Origin of the sequence: Staphylococcus piscifermentans, from assembly GCF_900186985.1 — a bacterium.
Taxonomy (GTDB): Bacteria; Bacillota; Bacilli; order Staphylococcales; family Staphylococcaceae; genus Staphylococcus; species Staphylococcus piscifermentans.
The window spans coordinates 2384436-2403599 of the sequence record NZ_LT906447.1 but is presented as its reverse complement, the minus strand read 5'-3'; the positions used below and the strand labels follow the sequence as shown (position 1 = coordinate 2403599).

Annotated in this window: 23 protein-coding genes; 16 read left to right on the top strand and 7 right to left on the bottom strand. The window is 38.3% G+C overall.

Annotated elements, in window-relative coordinates; all coding sequences use genetic code 11:
- Positions 1-28: 28 nt before the first annotated feature.
- A complete protein-coding gene (locus CKV71_RS11300) occupies positions 29-1210 on the bottom strand; it encodes a M20 family metallopeptidase (RefSeq protein ID WP_095106855.1) in 1182 nt (393 codons plus the stop codon).
- Between the two features lie 194 nt (positions 1211-1404).
- Here CKV71_RS11300 and CKV71_RS11295 point away from each other — a divergent pair, with 194 nt between their 5' ends.
- Positions 1405-2592: a glycine C-acetyltransferase gene (locus tag CKV71_RS11295; protein WP_095106853.1), complete on the top strand. Its 1188-nt coding sequence runs from the start codon at positions 1405-1407 to the stop codon at positions 2590-2592.
- A gap of 77 nt (positions 2593-2669) precedes the next feature.
- Here the strand turns inward: CKV71_RS11295 and CKV71_RS11290 are convergent, their stop codons facing one another.
- Complete coding sequence (locus tag CKV71_RS11290) at positions 2670-3668, bottom strand: choloylglycine hydrolase family protein (RefSeq protein WP_095106851.1); 999 nt, start codon at positions 3666-3668, stop codon at positions 2670-2672.
- Between the two features lie 99 nt (positions 3669-3767).
- Between CKV71_RS11290 and CKV71_RS11285 the strand changes: the two genes are divergently transcribed.
- The 9 genes from CKV71_RS11285 to CKV71_RS11245 all read left to right on the top strand — a co-directional run bounded on the left by CKV71_RS11285 (position 3768) and on the right by CKV71_RS11245 (position 11049).
- Positions 3768-4265, top strand: a complete 498-nt coding sequence (locus tag CKV71_RS11285) for a GNAT family N-acetyltransferase (RefSeq protein WP_095106849.1) — start codon at positions 3768-3770, stop codon at positions 4263-4265.
- Between the two features lie 15 nt (positions 4266-4280).
- Positions 4281-4742 carry a GNAT family N-acetyltransferase gene (locus CKV71_RS11280; RefSeq protein ID WP_095106847.1) on the top strand — a complete coding sequence of 154 codons (462 nt, stop codon included), beginning with the start codon at positions 4281-4283 and terminating at the stop codon, positions 4740-4742.
- Positions 4743-4951: 209 nt separating this feature from the next.
- The gene (locus tag CKV71_RS11275) at positions 4952-5914 is read left to right on the top strand and encodes an L-threonine 3-dehydrogenase (protein WP_095106845.1); all 963 of its coding nucleotides are present in this window, start codon (positions 4952-4954) and stop codon (positions 5912-5914) included.
- Positions 5915-6103: 189 nt separating this feature from the next.
- Positions 6104-7141: a S66 family peptidase gene (locus tag CKV71_RS11270; protein ID WP_095106843.1), complete on the top strand. Its 1038-nt coding sequence runs from the start codon at positions 6104-6106 to the stop codon at positions 7139-7141.
- A gap of 213 nt (positions 7142-7354) precedes the next feature.
- Entirely contained in the window at positions 7355-8434 is a 1080-nt protein-coding gene (locus CKV71_RS11265) for a branched-chain amino acid aminotransferase (protein ID WP_095106841.1), read from the top strand.
- A 153-nt stretch (positions 8435-8587) separates the two neighbouring features.
- Entirely contained in the window at positions 8588-8974 is a 387-nt protein-coding gene (locus CKV71_RS11260) for a YbaN family protein (RefSeq protein ID WP_095106839.1), read from the top strand.
- A 67-nt stretch (positions 8975-9041) separates the two neighbouring features.
- On the top strand, positions 9042-9758 hold the full coding sequence (locus CKV71_RS11255) for an HAD family hydrolase (RefSeq protein ID WP_095107337.1): 717 nt from the start codon (positions 9042-9044) through the stop codon (positions 9756-9758).
- A gap of 40 nt (positions 9759-9798) precedes the next feature.
- Entirely contained in the window at positions 9799-10206 is a 408-nt protein-coding gene (locus CKV71_RS11250; protein WP_095106837.1) for a hypothetical protein, read from the top strand.
- A 24-nt stretch (positions 10207-10230) separates the two neighbouring features.
- Complete coding sequence (locus tag CKV71_RS11245; RefSeq protein WP_095106833.1) at positions 10231-11049, top strand: HAD-IIB family hydrolase; 819 nt, start codon at positions 10231-10233, stop codon at positions 11047-11049.
- A gap of 42 nt (positions 11050-11091) precedes the next feature.
- Here CKV71_RS11245 and CKV71_RS11240 read toward each other — a convergent pair whose 3' ends face one another.
- Together CKV71_RS11240 and CKV71_RS11235 are read right to left on the bottom strand one after the other, a co-directional pair.
- Entirely contained in the window at positions 11092-11754 is a 663-nt protein-coding gene (locus CKV71_RS11240) for a deoxynucleoside kinase (RefSeq protein ID WP_095106829.1), read from the bottom strand.
- The gene (locus tag CKV71_RS11235) at positions 11747-12364 is read right to left on the bottom strand and encodes a deoxynucleoside kinase (protein WP_095106825.1); all 618 of its coding nucleotides are present in this window, start codon (positions 12362-12364) and stop codon (positions 11747-11749) included. Before CKV71_RS11235 ends, CKV71_RS11240 begins: the two co-directional genes overlap by 8 nt.
- Before the next feature lie 64 nt (positions 12365-12428).
- Here CKV71_RS11235 and tadA point away from each other — a divergent pair, with 64 nt between their 5' ends.
- From tadA to CKV71_RS11215, 4 genes are all read left to right on the top strand, one after another.
- Positions 12429-12917 (top strand): tRNA adenosine(34) deaminase TadA, encoded by a 489-nt coding sequence (gene tadA / locus CKV71_RS11230; protein WP_095106822.1) that lies wholly within the window; start codon positions 12429-12431, stop codon positions 12915-12917.
- 73 nt (positions 12918-12990) lie between these two features.
- Positions 12991-13290 carry a hypothetical protein gene (locus CKV71_RS11225; RefSeq protein WP_095106819.1) on the top strand — a complete coding sequence of 100 codons (300 nt, stop codon included), beginning with the start codon at positions 12991-12993 and terminating at the stop codon, positions 13288-13290.
- A gap of 211 nt (positions 13291-13501) precedes the next feature.
- Positions 13502-14380: a Cof-type HAD-IIB family hydrolase gene (locus CKV71_RS11220; protein WP_095106817.1), complete on the top strand. Its 879-nt coding sequence runs from the start codon at positions 13502-13504 to the stop codon at positions 14378-14380.
- 84 nt (positions 14381-14464) lie between these two features.
- Positions 14465-15031 carry an NADPH-dependent FMN reductase gene (locus tag CKV71_RS11215; RefSeq protein WP_095106816.1) on the top strand — a complete coding sequence of 189 codons (567 nt, stop codon included), beginning with the start codon at positions 14465-14467 and terminating at the stop codon, positions 15029-15031.
- 599 nt (positions 15032-15630) lie between these two features.
- On the opposite strand, the gene hxlB is transcribed toward CKV71_RS11215, so the two are convergent.
- The 3 genes from hxlB to nagB all read right to left on the bottom strand — a co-directional run bounded on the left by hxlB (position 15631) and on the right by nagB (position 17658).
- Entirely contained in the window at positions 15631-16176 is a 546-nt protein-coding gene (gene hxlB, locus CKV71_RS11210) for a 6-phospho-3-hexuloisomerase (protein ID WP_095106814.1), read from the bottom strand.
- A gap of 3 nt (positions 16177-16179) precedes the next feature.
- Positions 16180-16812: a 3-hexulose-6-phosphate synthase gene (gene hxlA / locus CKV71_RS11205; RefSeq protein ID WP_095106812.1), complete on the bottom strand. Its 633-nt coding sequence runs from the start codon at positions 16810-16812 to the stop codon at positions 16180-16182.
- 102 nt (positions 16813-16914) lie between these two features.
- Complete coding sequence (gene nagB, locus CKV71_RS11200) at positions 16915-17658, bottom strand: glucosamine-6-phosphate deaminase (RefSeq protein WP_095106810.1); 744 nt, start codon at positions 17656-17658, stop codon at positions 16915-16917.
- Positions 17659-18116: 458 nt separating this feature from the next.
- Between nagB and CKV71_RS11195 the strand changes: the two genes are divergently transcribed.
- Positions 18117-18476 carry a YojF family protein gene (locus CKV71_RS11195; RefSeq protein WP_164711979.1) on the top strand — a complete coding sequence of 120 codons (360 nt, stop codon included), beginning with the start codon at positions 18117-18119 and terminating at the stop codon, positions 18474-18476.
- A 12-nt stretch (positions 18477-18488) separates the two neighbouring features.
- Positions 18489-19154 carry a bacillithiol biosynthesis deacetylase BshB2 gene (gene bshB2, locus CKV71_RS11190; RefSeq protein WP_095106806.1) on the top strand — a complete coding sequence of 222 codons (666 nt, stop codon included), beginning with the start codon at positions 18489-18491 and terminating at the stop codon, positions 19152-19154.
- Positions 19155-19164 lie beyond the last annotated feature (10 nt).

Sequence of the window (19164 nt, the reverse complement as noted above, 5' to 3'; positions counted from 1 at the left end):
AATAATGTCTCAGCTCCCTACATCATTTTTATAATCTTTCAGAGTTTAAAACTTCTTCTAATTCTAATATTTTTAAAAACTCACTAGCCGCATATTTCATAGCCGCTTCATCAATATCAAAATAGGGACTATGATGAGGGTGGTCAGTTCCTTTCTTAGGGTTACCGCAACCTGTTAAGAAGAAAGCACCCGGACGCACGCGTTGATAGGCTGAAAAGTCTTCTCCGACCATCATCATATCAGCCTTAGTAAAGCGTAAATTTAACTCATCTGCAGCTTCTTTTACAATTTCATATGCTTGCGGATTATTATGCACAGGAACATATCCGCGTTCGTAATCTAATTTGTATTCGATATCATTAGCGACTGCTAAGCCTTGCAGCAACTTATCCAATTTCGCCATAATATGATTTTGAATTTCTGCATCAAATGTCCGTACCGTACCTTTACAAATCGCTGAGTCAGGAATAACACTATCCGATGATCCTGCTTGAATCATGCCGAATGTCACTACAGCCTGCTTTACAGGATCCACTGTACGAGACACAATTTTTTGTGCACTTAAAATGAATTCAGCCAAGATAACAATAGGGTCAATAGTTTCATGCGGCTTGGCACCATGCCCTCCTTTTCCAGTAATTTTTACTGTGAATTCGTCAGGAGAAGCCATCATAGCACTAGGGCGAGAATAGATAATACCTGTTGGATATCCGCTCCATAAATGATTACCGTAAACACGGTCAACCCCTTCTAGGCAGCCGTCATCAATCATTTGTTGTGCCCCTCCAGGAACAATCTCTTCGCCGTATTGGAAAATTAAAACGACATTGCCATTTAAATACGCGAGGTGTTCATTAATCACTTCCGCTACGCCTAACAAAATAGCAGTGTGCCCATCGTGACCGCATGCGTGCATACATCCTTCATTTTTAGAACGATAAGGTTTGTCATTCAGTTCTGTAATCGGCAATGCATCAAAATCAGCACGCAACGCAACTGTAGGGCCATCTCCTTGCCCCTTGAAGGTGGCGACAATGCCGTTTTTGCCGACAGGACGACGAATTTCGCATGAAAGCTGTTCTAACTGATTCACAATGTAGTCATGTGTATGACTCTCTTCAAAAGAAAGCTCGGGGTACTGGTGCAGGTGTCGTCTAATTTGAATCATGGTTTTTTCTTTATCGTGTGCAAGCTGATACCAGTTAATCATTGGTTTCAACCCCTTCATTAAAGTATAGATATACATATTATAGCACGTAGTCTCAGCAATAAACCTTATCCATTAAAAGGTGAATAATTTAAAGAATTGCAATTTATTGCGGGTTAATGATTCGCAGCTTTTATATTCTAAAAAAATAGGTTATGATAGATGTGAATTTATTTAAACAAGGGGGATTCACTTAAATGGTGCAATCATTACACAGTTTTCTCGATGAAAACATTCAATACTTAAAAGATAATGGTCTTTATAATGAAATCGATACAGTTGAAGGGGCGAATGGACCGGAAATTACAATTGACGGTAAACGTTATATCAACTTATCTTCTAATAACTACTTAGGTTTGGCAACAAATGATGAATTGAAACAAGTTGCGAAAGACGCAGTAGATAAATATGGGGTAGGCGCAGGGGCTGTGCGCTCGATCAACGGTACGTTAGATATCCACGATGAATTAGAACAAACCTTAGCAGAATTCAAAGGTACAGAAGCTGCTATTGCATACCAATCAGGCTTTAACTGTAACATGGCTGCCATTTCAGCAGTAATGAATAAAAATGATGCGATTTTATCTGATGAATTGAATCACGCTTCAATCATTGATGGTTGCCGTCTATCTAAAGCTAAAATTATTCGTGTCAATCACTCTGACATGGATGACTTACGAAAGAAAGCGAAAGAAGCAGTAGAATCAGGACAATATAATAAAGTAATGTATATCACAGACGGTGTATTCAGTATGGATGGCGATGTTGCAAAATTACCAGAAATCGTTGAAATCGCAGAAGAATACGGTCTAATTACTTATGTTGATGACGCACATGGCTCAGGTGTGATGGGTAAAGGCGCAGGCACCGTAAAACATTTCGGCTTACAAGATAAAATCGACTTCCAAATCGGTACACTATCTAAAGCTATAGGGGTAGTAGGCGGTTATGTCGCAGGTACTCAAGAATTAATCGACTGGTTGAAAGTGCAATCACGTCCATTCTTATTCTCGACTTCATTAACACCAGAATCTTCAGCAGCGATTATCGCAGCGGTAAGAAAATTAATGAACTCTACTGAATTACATGATAAATTGTGGGATAATGCCAATTATTTAAAAGAAGGCTTGAAAAAGTTAGGCTACGATATTGGTGCCTCTGAAACGCCGATCACTCCAGTAATCATTGGAGATGAAAAGAAAACACAAGAATTCAGTAAACGTTTAAAAGATGAAGGCGTTTATGTGAAATCAATCGTATTCCCAACTGTACCTCGCGGAACAGGACGTGTACGTAATATGCCGACAGCAGCGCATACTAAAGAAATGCTAGATGAAGCATTAAATGCATATGAAAAAGTTGGAAAAGAACTAGGTGTCATTTAATAGTATATGAAAGGAGGGAGTTGCGACATTAATTTGTCCCAGCTCCCTCTTTTTCTGCGCTCTATACTTATTAATTTTTAAGCGTCTGCTTCTTCTTCATTTAAATTTGAAAATCTCAATTTGGGTTTCACAGTATAAGACTTCGGTTCTTCCGCTGTTAACAATTCCTCAGTTAATTCAATCGTATAAATATCAGAACCGTAATAATCGCGATAGTAGTACTTCAATTTGCTGCAATTCATCACACATTGATATTGGGTATAATGCGGTTGACCTTCATCTAAAATAATTCCGCGCGGCACGCTGACAGTATCTAACAATTTAAATATATTATTCAACCGTTTATTGTCATCTTCCGCATCTTCAATATATTGACGGAAATAAGCAGCACGCACAAAGCGCGCAGGAGAAGTATAACCGCCCGGCAGATTTTCAGTACCTGCTTCTACCCCGATAGGCTCGATATGTTTCATACCTAATAATTGAGGAGCTGGTGCTTCCACATTAAATGTAGTATGTTGGCGTAAGTTTTGATAATGCCACTCTAAACTAGGATTATTAGTTAAGACTTGAACCGGATTATCTTGAACGACGAGTTGACCATCTACTGGTGTAATGACGACACTTTGACCCGTTTGATCTGTAACGATGAAATGCAACGGCGGTACTTTATCTAAAGTCGGGTTTACTTGCTTAAGCAAGCGGACTGTATCGATATTCTCCTTCATATCATGAATGGATGCATTCATACCTAAGAACCACACAATAAATTCTTCTGGTTCTAAATTAATATTATTAGAAGATGTCGAAGTCGCATAAGAGGCCTCTCCTGAATAATATAAGACGGCAATGGACAAGCCTTGTTCATTGATACCATCCGCAAATACTACGCCATTTACCGTCATTGCTGTGCCTACAAATCCGTAATCAAAGTTAAATGTACGGCCATTCGCAGTTTCCCATTCATAACCGCGTGGCATGACCTTAGGAAATGAATTTAATTGAAAAGCAAAATCCATGGTACGTGCAAGATAATCTGCATCATAATCTGAAGTAAAAGTAAAACTTGTACACATGATAGAGTCCCCCTGAATATGTATTCAAAAAAATAATTGTTAAAATCATGATAACATAGAGATAAATCAATAAGCGACTAAACAAGGGGGCATCTAATAATGGAAATACGTGAATTAGCATTAACAGACGAAGCTGCTTTTAATGTTTATATCAAATCTTGGGAAACAGAACAAATTGTACCGACTGCGATAAACCCTAAACGTTATACTTCATATAGTGAATTGGTTTCTGAATTGAAGCAGCGTACTTTAATTAAAGAGTGGGTCCCTAATACGACCCTTTTTCTTTTTGATAATGAAAAAATTATAGGCGCAGTCAATATAAGACATTATCTTAATGAACATTTAAAACGTATCGGAGGTCATATCGGTTATGGTGTTCGTCCTGACTATCGAAGACAAGGCTATGCGAAGAGTTTGTTGAAAGCAGGACTTAAATTCTTAAATCAACATGGTGTTGTTGATGCACTCGTAACGTGCGATAAAAGCAATGTTGCGTCAGCTAGAACAATAATAGCGTTTCATCCACAGGAATTAGAAAGTGCAATTATAGATGGGGAAACAGTAAGAAGGTTTCTTGTATCAACGGATCAATAAAAGAAGGTGAAAGTAATGGAAATAAAAGTATGTAGAGATGCTGCCGTTTTAGCAAGATTGAATGAAGCGGTTCATAGCTTGCACGCCAAGGCTTACCCGGATATTTTTAAGCCTTTTAATTATTTAGACAGCTTAGATTTCTTTCAAAAGTTATTAGAAAGAGAAGATCAGTATTTCTATGCTGTATATCAAGGCACAGAAGCTATCGGTTATATTTGGTTTCAAATTATCTCGTTAATGGAAACCCCTTTTCGTTATGGAATGAAGTCGCTGTATATTCATCAATTAAGTATTGAAGCAGCATATCGCCAACAAGGCCATGGTCACGCTTTGATGGCCTTTGCGGAAACTTTTGCGCAGCAGCAGGGATGCCAAACGGTAGAGTTAGATTATTGGGATAAGAATCTTTCTGCAGCTTTCTTTTATGAAAAAGAAGGATATGAAAATTCACGTCAGTATGGACGCAAAAAGTTATAACACCTCAAAACAGGGATAAAAACGAAAGTGAAATTAATTTCTAAATGAAAATTTGCACTTTTAAATGTAAGCGCTTTACTTATTTTTGTACGTATGGTATATACAATAGTGAGGAATTATAGTAGAATATATACAAATAATGATAGAATGTACACCTCAGAAAAACACCATGTTTATTTACTACGAACTTTTTTGAGGGGATGAATTGCATGGAAAGAATTATGATTACTGGCGCACTAGGCCAAATCGGTACGGAACTTGTATTGAAATGTCGTGAGATTTATGGAGAAGAGAATGTTTTGGCTACGGATATTCGAGAGCCGGAAGCAGATTCTCCAATTAAGGATGGACCGTTTGCGCTTTTAGATGTTACAGATATCACTCGCATGGAAGAAATTGCAGCAGAATTCAAACCTGATGCGATGATGCATATGGCAGCTCTTTTATCTGCTACAGCAGAAAAGAATCCGTTATTAGCTTGGAATATTAATATGGGTGGATTGGTCAATGCTTTAGAGGTTGCACGTGAGTATAACTTGCAATTCTTCACACCAAGTTCAATTGGTGCATTCGGTCCTACAACTCCTAAAGATAAAACGCCAGCATTAACGATTCAACGTCCAACTTCAATGTATGGGGTAAATAAAGTTTCTGGTGAATTGTTATGTGAATATTATAATAGTAAATTTGGCGTCGACACACGCAGCGTACGTTTCCCAGGTTTGATTTCTTACGTAAAAGAACCGGGTGGCGGTACAACAGATTACGCAGTAGAAATTTATTTCGAAGCTCTACGTAATGGCAAATATACAAGCTTTATTGATAAAGGTACGTACATGGATATGATGTTCATGGACGATGCCATTGATGCTATTATCAAGTTGATGGAAGCGGATGGGGACAAGATTAAACATCGTTGTGCTTATAATTTAAGCGGTATGAGCTTTGAACCAGAAGAAATTGCTGAATCCATCCGTAAACATATTCCTGATTTCGAAATGAATTACGATGTAGATCCAGTGCGTCAAGGTATTGCTGATAGTTGGCCGGACCGTATCGATGTCAGCTGTTCTGCAGACGAATGGGGATTCAAACCTCAATATGATTTAGACGCAATGACAGTAGCGATGTTAGAAGGCATTAAAGAGAAAGACGCTGCCACACAACATTAAGGCTTAAAGAATATGACGATTTTAGAAATTAACAGAATAACTTTCTATAATCAAAATGGAATCTATATAATAAAAAGACAGACGAAGCGGTATTTCTTATTAGGGAGAAGAAATAGTGTACAGTTTGTCTTTTTTGTATATCGAGAACTAATGAGAAAGAACATCCATAGTTAGGAGGAATAATAAACAATGAAGAATTTGATTAAACCTAATCACTTACAGTCTGGAGATACTGTTGCGTTTGTTTCTCCATCATCAGGATTAGCGGGGGAAGAGTTTGTATCTCATAGGGTAGAATTAGCCAAGCAAAGAATGGAAAATATATTTGGTTTAAAAGTAAAATTAATGAAACACGCTTTAGATGGTACTGACACCCTCTATAATCATCCGGAATATAGAGCGGAAGATATTCACGATGCTTTATTAGATGATAAAATTAAAGGGATTTTTTCATTTATCGGAGGAGAGGAATCAATGAGAATTGTTCCTTATTTAAACGAGAATATTATAAGAGAACATCCAAAAATTTTCATGGGGTATTCTGATGTTACATCAATCCATTTGAAATTTTATAAAGCAGGTGTGATGTCTTATTATGGACCAGCATTATTGACCGATTTTGCTGAAAATGTTGAAATGGATGAATATACAATAAAAAATATTAAAAAGGTATTATTTACTAATAATACGATCGGAAATATTCCTACTTCAAATTATTATCGAAAATTTGGATTAAAATGGAATGAAAGCAATAAAAGTGTAAGCAGAGAAAAAATAAACAATCAAACTTATGAGGTTCTGAGCGGTAAAGGGAAAGCGACAGGAACATTGATTGGTGGTTGCTTTGAGGTACTCAATAATTTAAGAGGAACAGAGGTTTTTCCAAATAAAGATGCATTTAAAGGGAAAATATTATTTGTAGAAAACTCTGAATCACAATTACCTATATATTTTTTAAAGCAAGCACTTAGATCATTAGGTTATATGGGTATATTAAAAAATATTGAAGGTATTATTGTAGGAAAACCGCAAAATGATGAAAATATTAAAGAAATAAAAGAAACATGGATGCAAGTATTGAAAGAACATCATTTAGAAGATAAGATTCTATTCTTCAATGCTAGTTTCGGTCATAATGAGCCTAAATGTATTTTGCCTTATGGAGTTGTTGCAACATTGGATGCTGAGCAATTAATATTTGAGGTAAATGAGAGTGGTTGTTCATAATAAAAGGAACATTAATATGACCGCTTCCGTTTGCATTCCCGCAATGCATATAGAATAATGAGAAGTGTAAACAGAATAATGATAGGGCTTTAAAGGGTTCAAATTATAGTAGTATTTTTTAAATTTTCTAAAAACTCATTGAATCCCAAGAGTGAGATTGCTATAATTTGAGTGTTAACACTTTATTAAGTATTTATTATAGGAGGCACAATCATGTCAGAAAAAGTAAAATTCGAAAAACGTGAAGAATTAAAACAAAAACCAGATCCAAAAAATTTAGGATTTGGCCAACACTTCACAGATTACATGTTAAGTTATGACTACGATAGCGAAAAAGGTGGTTGGCATGATTTGAAGATTACACCTTATGCACCGATTGAATTAGATCCGGCTGCACAAGGACTTCATTATGGTCAGCTTGTATTCGAAGGTTTGAAAGCTTATAAACACAATGGAGAAGTTGTGTTATTCAGACCTGACCAAAACTTCGCGCGTATCAATCAATCACTCGATCGTTTAGAAATGCCTCAAATTGATGAAGAAGAGTTATTAGAAGGCTTGAAACAATTAGTAGACATTGAACGCGATTGGGTACCTGAAGGTGAAGGACAATCATTATATATTCGTCCATTTGTCTTCGCAACTGAAGCAGGATTAGGCGTTCACCCTGCGCATAATTACAAATTATTAATTATCTTATCACCATCTGGTTCTTATTACGGTGGAGATTCATTGAAACCAACACGTATTTATGTCGAAGATGAATATGTACGTGCCGTACGCGGTGGTGTAGGTTTCGCTAAAGTTGCAGGTAACTATGCAGCCAGCTTATTATCACAATCTAATGCCAACGAACAAGGTTATGACCAAGTATTATGGTTGGATGGTGTAGAACGTAAATATGTTGAAGAAGTCGGCAGTATGAACATCTTCTTCGTAGAAAACGGTAAACTTGTAACACCTCAATTAAACGGCAGTATCTTACCAGGTATTACACGTAAAACAGTTATCGCCTTAGCTAAAGAATTAGGTTACGAAGTAGAAGAACGTCATATCTCTATTGATGAATTATTAGAGTCTTATGATAAAGGCGAATTAGAAGAAGTCTTCGGAACAGGTACAGCTGCAGTTATTTCACCAGTAGGTACTTTAAAATACGAAGATCGTGAAATCACTATCAACAATAATGAAACTGGTCCAATCACACAACGTCTATACGATGAATACACTGGTATTCAAAGCGGTAAATTAGACGATCCGCAAGGTTGGAGAGTCGTAGTTCCAGAATATTAAGTATAAGTTTCAAACACTCTATAAATAGGGGATTGAATCTCTTTAATAGTTGAAACAGGTCAGAAGCTGCTCGTGACGGCAGATGACCTGTTTTTTTCTTTCGCAGCAGTTTTTTGCTATAATTGAAATCAATTATCAATTAGAGGTGCTTGAATGAAATATTTGCTCATTACACTCGGTCTCATCTTCGCTGTCGTAGGATTTATAGGCATTGTCGTGCCTTTATTGCCGACCACGCCATTTTTATTACTGGCCGCGTTGTGTTTTTCCAGAAGTTCGAAAAAGTTTAATCATTGGCTGGTCAACACGAAGATTTACGATGAATATGTAGAAAGCTTTAAAAGAGATAGAGGATTTACTTTAAAGAAAAAGTTTAAAATTTTAATAAGCTTATATATTCTTATGGGATTTTCCATTTTGATTATCAATAACTTTTATATTCGAATCACTTTGCTGGTTATGGTCATCATTCAAACAGTCGTCCTATTTACCTTTGTAAGAACCTTGCCGAATAATCCCTCAGAAAAGGGAAAAGAATAAATATAAGATGTAGACATATAAAAATGAAATAAAAGTAAAACAGAAAGAAGCGTGTTAGCAGATGGCATTGAAATGGATATTATTTGATAAAGACGGTACATTGATTGACTTTGATATGAGTTGGATGAAAGTCGGCATTCAAATGGTCGATGAATTTGTGGAACGCTATATTTCCCCTGAAAATGCAGAGCATGCATACAAAACTTTAGGGGTAGATAAAGATCAAGACCAGGTATTGCCGGGAACTCCCATGGCATGCGGCTCTTTAGATGAAATTATTCAGAACTTCAACGCTTTAGCCGGAGAAGACGTATCTGAGTGGACACGACAAACCAGTCAATATTTGATAGACCACCGCGTTCCGGAAATTAAATGGATTGAAGGCATGACAGATGCACTAGACACACTCAAAGATGCCGGCTATCAAATCGGCATCCTTACCAGCGACACGAAAAAAGGGACAGAACAATTCATTGAAGCCACAAACACAGAGGCCTTCTTTGATTTCATTATTTCGACCGAAACCAATGCTGCCGAGAAACCCAATCCAGAAGTGCTGCGTCCGCTCTTTGACCATGCACCTGATTTAAAAGCAGACGAAATTGCGATTATAGGAGATTCGCCAAACGATATTCAAACTGCAGTGAACGCAGGATTAGGTCTTTCAATCGGCGTGTTGACTGGAGTAGGTCAAGAGCACGAATTGCAGCACGCTGATTACGTCGTGCAGTCAGCTCCCGACGCGGTAGAAGTTTTGGAAAAGAAAAACGGAAGAGACGCATAACTGTTAAAAGCAGTTCTTTTTGAAAATAGAGGTGAATGAGATGGCAGATCAACGCACCATAGTAGATGGACGTTACGCAGAGTATCAAGGAGAAATCTTTCGGGTACTGAACGATTTCGGTTCTAATTTAAAATTAGTGACAGAAAATCCAAAGGCTGAAGCATGGGGATTCAAAGCACAAACAACTAAGCATACGAATCATACGCTTTATTATAAAGAAGTCAAACGCACTGAGGTCGACGCATTGTATGAACTGAAGCATGAAGCCCGTTATGGCGGTACTTTATTTGACTTATATTACGATGCACAAGGACAAAGTTATATCGGAACTAGTGAAGCGGATAAAGCCGAAGCGTTTGGTTTGAAAGAAACAGATGAAGATTATTACAGCAAACCTGTGGAAGAAGACGACTATGAACCAGTGATTTATCGCAATGATTTAGAGTAGTTCACTTTAAAGGAGGATGCTACGATGAAACATCATTTAATTCTATTTGACTTTGACGAAACTTATTATAAACATGCGACGACAAAAGAAGATATTCCTGATTTACGTGATTTAGAAGAGACACTCAGACAAGCTGTGAAAGAAGATGGCGTCATTACGGCTTTCTTATCCGGCAGTATTTTTCCGAATATCTTGAAGAAAATGGAAAAAGCTGAGATGAAGTTTAAGCCACAATATATCTTTTCAGATTTATGTTCTCAGATGTATCAATTAGATGATCAAGGCGAGTATCATGAATGCAAAGAATATGAAGAAGCGGTCTCAGAAACACCTTTCACTAAAGAAAAAGTCGACGAAATTATTAAGAATTTTGAGCAAAAGTATGATGTAAAACTTCAACCACAACGAGAATATCGAGATAAAGAAACCTTGTACGAATATTATTTTGATTCACAAGGTGATCAAGACGAAGATATAAAAATGTTAGAGAATTTGCAGAAAGAAGCGGCATCTTATGATTATGCAGTTCATTTCAATAAGACGAATCCGTTAGCCGGAGACCCTGAAGATGCTTATGATGTGAACTTTACACCGAAGAATGCCGGCAAGTTATTCGCAGTCAAATATTTGCTGGATTTATTTGATATTCCAGCATCTGAGGTCTTAGGATTTGGGGACAGCGGCAATGATGAAACTTATTTAAGTTATATCGGCCATCCTTTCGTCATGTCTAACAGTACAGATAATGAGATGAAAGCACAGTTTCCAAACACCAAATATGAATATTACCAAGGTTTGAATGATGAAGTGAAAAAGTATTTAAAGAAGATTAAAAAAGACTAAATTAAAAAGCAATGAGAAATGTGTTTTCTCATTGCTTTATTACTATCTTGGATCGACTTCGCGATGTATTTTAATAATATTAGCGATTTTATCTAATACAGGATCAAGTGTATCTAAACTTTCATGCAAATCATATTCATTAATGTTAACGCGCACGACAGGACAAGCATTGAAGTTATAAATCCACTCGTCATAACGACGGAATAATTTCTTCCAATACTCTGGGTCTGTATCAATTTCCATTTGTCGGCCACGTTGATGGATACGATCAATGACTTCATCATAATCACACTCTAGATATACTAAAACATCTGGTTTAGGGAAATAAGGTGTCATAACCATCGCGTCAAAGAGTTGAGAATATGTTTTGAAGTCTTCTTGAGACATCGTACCTTGTTCTTCATGCATTTTCGCAAAGATATCAACGTCTTCGTAAATTGAACGGTCTTGTATGAAACCGCCTCCGTACTCAAACATGCGCTTTTGTTCTTTAAAACGTTCTGCTAAGAAATAAATTTGCAGGTGAAAACTCCAACGTTCGAAGTCATCATAGAATTTATCTAAATAAGGGTTATGGTCCACATTTTCAAAAGAAGTGCGGAAATTTAATTTTTTTGCAAGGGCGCGTGTCAGACTAGACTTGCCGACGCCTACGGTACCTGCAATTGTAATCACTGCATCTTGAGGGATACCGTAATTATTCATGTGTTGTGCCTCCTATCATTGCTTGAACAATGTTTAATATCTGTGCGTAATCATCAGGATGATTAACGAAATCAAGTTCCGTAGTATCAATCCATTTGGCTTGTTTACCTTGTGCTTTTAAGGATTGATAGAATTCCCAATACGCTTGCTTTAAATTCAATAAATAGTCATCTTCAATTTGATGTTCGAAACTACGATTACGTTTGGCAATACGTTGTTTCAGAACTTCTAAATCAGCATCTAGAAAAATAACCACATTCGGCATTCTCAAATCTTCCGTTAATATTTTATAGATGCGGCTGAATTTATCGAATTCTGTATCTGTCAAAGTTTGACGAGCAAAGATTTTATTTTTAAAAATATGATAATCACTGACAATACCAGAAGCCTGTTGCTCAAGATCTTGAACTTGCTTGTATCTGTTACATAAAAAGAACATTTCAGTTTGGAAACTCCAAGTTGAGATGTCCTCATAGAAATCAGAAAGGAAGGGATTTTCATCCACAATTTCTTGGGCTTCATGATAGTGCAGTGTGTCGCTCAAATAGTGCGCCAAAGTAGATTTTCCTACTCCTATAGGACCTTCTATGGCAATATAAGGTTGATTCATAAACAACACTCCAAGTGTTAAAATAGACAATAGTTATTGTATCACAAGGCGGGAGATAGAACATATGACTACAGATGAAAATTATATGAAATTTGCATTAGAAGAAGCAGCAAAAGCAGAACGTATCGGTGAAGTGCCAATTGGTGCAGTAATTGTGAAAAATGGTGAAGTGATTGCGCGTGCTCATAATTTACGAGAAACGGCACAGCAGCCGACCGCACATGCAGAACACATCGCCATCGAGAGGGCTGCTGAAGCAGTAGGCAGCTGGCGCTTGGAAGACTGTACATTATATGTGACTTTGGAACCTTGTGTCATGTGTTCAGGTGCTATCGTGATGAGTCGGATTCCGCGTGTAGTGTATGGAGCTGCTGATCCAAAAGGCGGATGCAGCGGCAGCTTGATGGATTTATTGCAAGAACCGCGTTTCAACCATCGTGCTGAAGTGGTCAGTGGGGTATTGGAAGCAGAATGCAGCCAATTGCTTAAAAACTTTTTTAAACAGTTGCGAGACAAGAAGAAATTAATGAAAAAATCTACAGAAAACGAATAAATTTGTATGGTATCATTACAAAAAAATAACGTTATAACTTATAAAACATCACATCTTGAGAGGGGTATGCATCATGAATTGGATTGTTTTCAGCTTTATAGTTATCACATTTGTATTTACACTTTTGGGTCAAGGATTTAAAACTATTTCTAAACGTACCATGGTGATTTGCGGGGCACTTGTAATTGTGTCATGCATCAATGTTTTTGTATCCAATATTGTATTGAAAGTATTGGTAGCCATCGGTTTGATTTCACTCTATTGGACAACTTGGTCAGACCGCAAATTATTAACGCCGCAACCTACAACTCAGCGATATGTATTTATAGCGATTATATACCTTGTTTTAATTGTCTTATTATTTATTAAGTAAAACGATGAAATAACTTTAATAAATCAGTCAAGCAGACGATAGAAATATAGGGCGATAATTTGATAGAATAACAAGTGAACTATAGGCTGGCGTGCGTATTTGGCCAACCCAACTGCAAAGGCACTTTTGGCTGCTTTTCAGCTTTCCAAAGTTTTCTTTTTCAAAAAAATAAATTTCTGCAAGTTAAAGACAATAGAAATGAGGTAAAGTCATGATTAAATTGATTGCAACTGATATGGATGGTACTTTATTGAATGCGGGACATGAGGTCTCTGAGGAGAATATTAAAGCGATTAAAGCAGCGCAGGATCAAGGGATTACTGTGGTTATCGCGACTGGACGTGCGTTCTATGAAGCGAGTTCTCCGATTGAACCTACAGGCTTGAAGGTGCCTTATATCTGCTTGAATGGTGCGGAAGTGCGTGATGAATCATTTGATATTATGCATACTTCTAGTTTGAATAGAGAGATGATTGAACAAATCACGGATGTATTGAACCAAGATGATGTGTACTATCAAGTGTATACGAATTTCGGTATTTATACGGAGGATCCTCAGAAGGACTTGGATATTTATATTGATATTGCGGAGCATGCGGGTCAGAAAGCGGATGTGGAAAAGATTCGCAATCATATCCAGCATCGTATCGATCAAGGAACGTTGAAAGTGGTCGATAATTATGATCAAATCACTGGTCGACGTGGTGAAATTGTGATGAAGATTCTTGCTTATGATGCGGATGTTGAGAAAATTGAACGTGTCAGCAAACAGTTAGCGCAACATTCTAATTTGGCAATTTCCTCGTCAGCTCGTGGCAATATTGAAATTACCAATGCTTATGCTCAAAAAGGAATTGCACTAGAAGAGATTGCGAGACAGCTGGGCATCGAGATGAAAGATGTGATGGCGATCGGCGACAATATGAATGATGTATCGATGTTAGAACGTGTCGGTTATCCAGTTGCGATGGAAAATGCGATTCCTGAAGTGAAGGAATATGCGAAAGATATCACGGATACCAACGAACATAGTGGTGTCGGCAAAGCAATCAATAAAATGCTAGTAGAAAATCAGAAGCATGAAGGATAAGTTGCTAAAGTGCGAACATTTAGTGGAGTAAAGGCACCCGCTTGAAGAGAGTCAATTTGAAAATATATTATGAGGTGAAATATTATGAAAGGCTTAATTATTGTAGGAAGTGCACGTGTGAATTCACATACGAAAGCACTTGCGCAATACTTAAAAGGACAACTAGAAGAGAAAGATGTTGAAACAGAAATCTTTGATTTGGCAGATCAGCCGATTCATACATTAGATGTGTCAGGAGCAAGCAACCCGCCTGATGAATATAAACGCAATGTCGAAGCGTTGCAGAAGAAGGCGCGTGAAGCGGACTTTATTATTTTAGGTACGCCGAACTATCACGGTTCTTACTCTGGTATCTTGAAAAATGCGCTCGATCATTTAACAATGGACGATTTCAAAATGAAGCCTGTTGGTTTAATGGGGAATAGCGGTGGCATTGTCAGTGCAGAACCATTATCACACTTGCGCTTAATCGTGCGTACTTTACTGGGTATTGCGGTACCTACACAAATCGCTACGCATGATTCAGATTTCGGTAAACTCGACGACGGCACTTTCTATTTACAAGACGAAGAATTCCAATTACGTTCACGTTTATTCGTAGAACAAATCGTGTCCTTCGCAGAAAGCCGTCCATACGAACATTTAAAATAATAGTGAAGCGGGGCAGGAGTAATGCTGTTGCCGACTTAGAAAGCAAGGATTGGAACCATTTAGATGTTCCAGTCCTTTTTTTCTTGGAATTTTTTGGGAAAAGAAAGCTTTAGAGAGAAGGTAAGAAGAGAAGAGTGCTTCTTGAGGGAAGGGGCGAGGGAGTATGTGAGAGTAGTGTGAGCGGTGTTTTTTACGAAACTGTCTAGGCAGTGAAGCGGAGCCTATACACTTAGGGGAGAAACTGTCTAGGCAGTGAAGCGGAGCCTATACACTTAGGGCCGAAACTGTCTAGGCAGTGAAGCGGAGCCTCTACACTTAGGGCTGAAACTGTCTAGGCAGTGAAGCGGAGCCTCTACACTTAGAGACGAAACTGTCTAGGCAGCGAAGCGGAGCCTCTACACTTAGGGCCGAAACTGTCTAGGCAGCGAAGCGGAGCCTCTACACTTAGGGCCGAAACTGTCTAGGCAGCGAGTTGGAGCCTCTACACTTAGGGTCGAAACTGTCTAGGCAGTGAAGCGGAGCCTCTACACTTTCAAGCTACCCATAGAAAAAGGCCAGAACATTTTTCATGTCCCAGCCTTCAACTGATTAATATCAATTTATTCTAAATTCGCATGATTTTCCTGCATTGCCGTCTCATCAATATCGAAATCCTGCATGAAGTCCAGCACGACTGCATCTAAGAAAAGTTGTGCAGATTGTTCAAACAAACTGCCGAGCGGCTGTTCTGAACCTTCAGCATCATATTTCGTACCGGCCGGCAATTCGATAACCGTATCAGCTAACTCACCGATTTTAGAATCAGGTTGAGTAGTAATCAAGGCTACTTTAGCGCCTTCACCTTTAGCTTTTTCAGCAAGCAGGCGTAAATGTTCCGTACTGCCTGAACCTGAAATGACGATGAACAAGTCGCCTTCATGAATCGAAGGCGTCGTAATGCCTCCGATGATGAAAGCAGGTTGTTCGAGTTGATTCAAACGCATCGTAAAGCCGTTTGCGACAAAGCCTGAGCGGCCTTTGCCGGCTACGAAAATATGCTTGGCATCTTTGACAGCCTGTTCAAAGTTTTCAACATCTTCATCTTTGACGTTGGATAAAGTCGTTTTCAACTCGTCCAAAATCAATGGATATTGTAGTTTGGCCATAGATTATTCACCCTTAACTGCGTCACGGCAAGTTTTCGCAGCTTCTACAGGATCGTCAGCATTTGCGATACCGCCGCCGACGATAACTAAGTCTGGTCTTTCAGCTACGATATCTTTGATAGTATCCGGTTTGATTCCGCCGGCAACCGCAACTTTGGAATTTTTGATAACAGATTTAACTTTGTGCAAGTCTTCTAAAGGAGATTTACCTTCTGCTTGCAAGTCATAACCGATGTGTACCGCAATGTAGTCAGCACCCATTTCATCTAATTCTTTTGCGCGTTTTTCAATATCTTGCACAGCAATCATATCGACTAATAATTGTTTATCGTTTTTGTGTGCTTCTTCGATAGCAGCTTTGATTGATGCATCTTCAGCCACACCTAAGATAGTCACAACGTCAGCGCCGAATTTAACTGCTTGGCTGACTTCATAGTCTGCAGCGTCCATGATTTTCATGTCTGCAAGAACTTTAACACCGTCAATATGCTCGTCCATGTATTGCACTGATGGCAAGCCTTCGTTATATATGATAGGAGTACCGATTTCTACGATATCAACATAATCTTTTACTTTGTTAGCTAATTCTGCCGCTTCTTCTTTGTTTAATAAATCAATTGCTAATTGTAGTTCCAAAATAATTCATCCTTTCATATTTTAAAATTTTTTAATACGAGTCACGATAACTAATATACCCCGCAGTAGCGAAATCAAACACGGCACATATTGCTGCATTTCCTAGACCTCGCGCCCCATATCATCCGGCGCCGCTGCATCATCTACATAAATTTCCACATTTGGATGTTCATATAAAATAGTCGCAGGCACATCAGCATCTTCAACACCGCTCGCCAACTTGGTAATAGCCGCTTTCTTTTTCTCACCAAAAGCCAGCAAGATAATCCGTTTCGCAGACAAAATAGTAGAGAGCCCCATAGAAATTGCCTGTTTCGGCACTTCATCTTCATTATCAAAATAACGGCTATTCGCACGAATCGTACTTTCAGTTAAATCTACGACGCGCGTTTTGCTCTTCTTAGATGTTCCAGGCTCATTAAAACCGATATGACCATTTTCGCCAATACCCAGAATCTGAATATCCGCTGGTCCACTTTCTTGAACGAGTTGTTCATAACGCTCAGCTTCCGCATCTAAATCCTCAGCATCACCCACAGGCACATGCACACAGCTCGCCGTGAAAAAAGGATACTGATCGAACAAGACATTCTGCATATACTGATGGTAACTTTCAGGATGCGTTTGTGATAACCCGACATACTCATCCAAATTGAACGTCTCCACTTTAGAAACATCCACATCATTCATTTTCAACAAATTGACGAAATGCGTATATACATCCACCATAGTGCCGCCAGTCGCTAACCCTAACTTACTCTCAGGCTTCCGCTCAATCTGGTTGAACAACTCACACGCTGTATAAAACGACGCATCATGGCGATTACCTAAATTAATAACTTTCAATGATATCCTCCTTCGGGAAAAAAGTAATGGGAGAGGAGCAAACTGAATAAGAGTGTCTTCTAACGTGAAAAAGAGTTTCTTTCAGTTTGTTCCAACTCTGAATACACACCTATTATAACGACGGCAAACATAAACAAATAGTAAAGCGCTTTAAAATTCCAGAAATATCACTTTAACCTCTTTAGAAACTTGCCGAACAGTTATATAATTAAAATATTGTTTCTAAATTATGAACGGCATGAGCTGGAATAAAGCAAGAGAAAAATCTTACTTGAATTGTCGGAATAAATTGAGCAAGACGATATATTTATATCCGCAGATTTAGTACAATAAAGTGATACAAGTCACGGTAACGCAAGAGTTACTGTTAATAAATACTGAATATAATGAAGTAAAATATATAAATGAATTACTGAACTAATTCTATTTGTTGCGTTTTACGCAAGGGAGTGAATGAAGTGGAACCGATTGAATACGAGAAAGTTCAAGCATTGCTTGAATCGTATGTAGACCAGCCGGTTTATCTGCATGTCGAGACGACGAACGGAGCATATGCGAATCATTTCGATCAACGCGTCTTTAATGCAGGTACTTTTTTAAGAAATATAAAGGTAGTTTTTGAACATGCCAAACTGAAAGGCGGGGGCAAAGATCCGTTCAGAGTAGGCTTGAAACTACAAGACAATGGCTGGGTTTATGTGCAAGGTTTGACGCATTATGAAGTCAACGAGAATAATGAATTTTTATTAGCAGGATTTAATTATGAAGGACAGCTAGCTGCAACATTAGAAATCAGTACTGTTCCTTTCCAAATATAAGGAGGACGTGACATGTCAGAGGAAAGCCAAGTACTCGTTATTTTTCCGCATCCTGACGATGAGACGTTCTCATCAGCAGGAACATTAGCGCGCTATATCGATAATGGCGTGCCTGTAACATATGCTTGTTTGACACTCGGTCAGATGGGCCGTAATTTGGGGAACCCACCGTTTGCGACACGAGAATCACTTCCGGAAATTCGTGAACGTGAATTGGAAGAAGCTGCGAAAGCAATTGGCATCAAAGATTTACGCAAGATGGGGTATCGCGATAAAACAGTAGAATTCGAACCTTATGAAAAAATTGATGGGATGGTGCAGTCTTTAATTGAAGAGCTTCATCCTTCATTAATTATTTCATTTTATCCAGGATATGCTGTACATCCTGATCATGAAGCCACTGCAGATGCGGTTATCCGTACAGTCGGCCGCATGCCGAAAGATGAACGACCACGTTTGCAACTGGTCGCATTCAGCAATGATGCTATTGAAGAATTAGGGGAACCTGACGTAGTCAATGACATCAGCGATTATAAAGAAATGAAATTAAACGCATTTAAAGCACATGCATCACAGTCTGGTCCGTTCTTGCAACAATTAGCAGAACCGCAAGTACCAGACGAAGCCAAAGGTTTTTTAGAACAAGAAGCCTATTGGACATATAAATTTGAATCATAAGTGGAGGCGC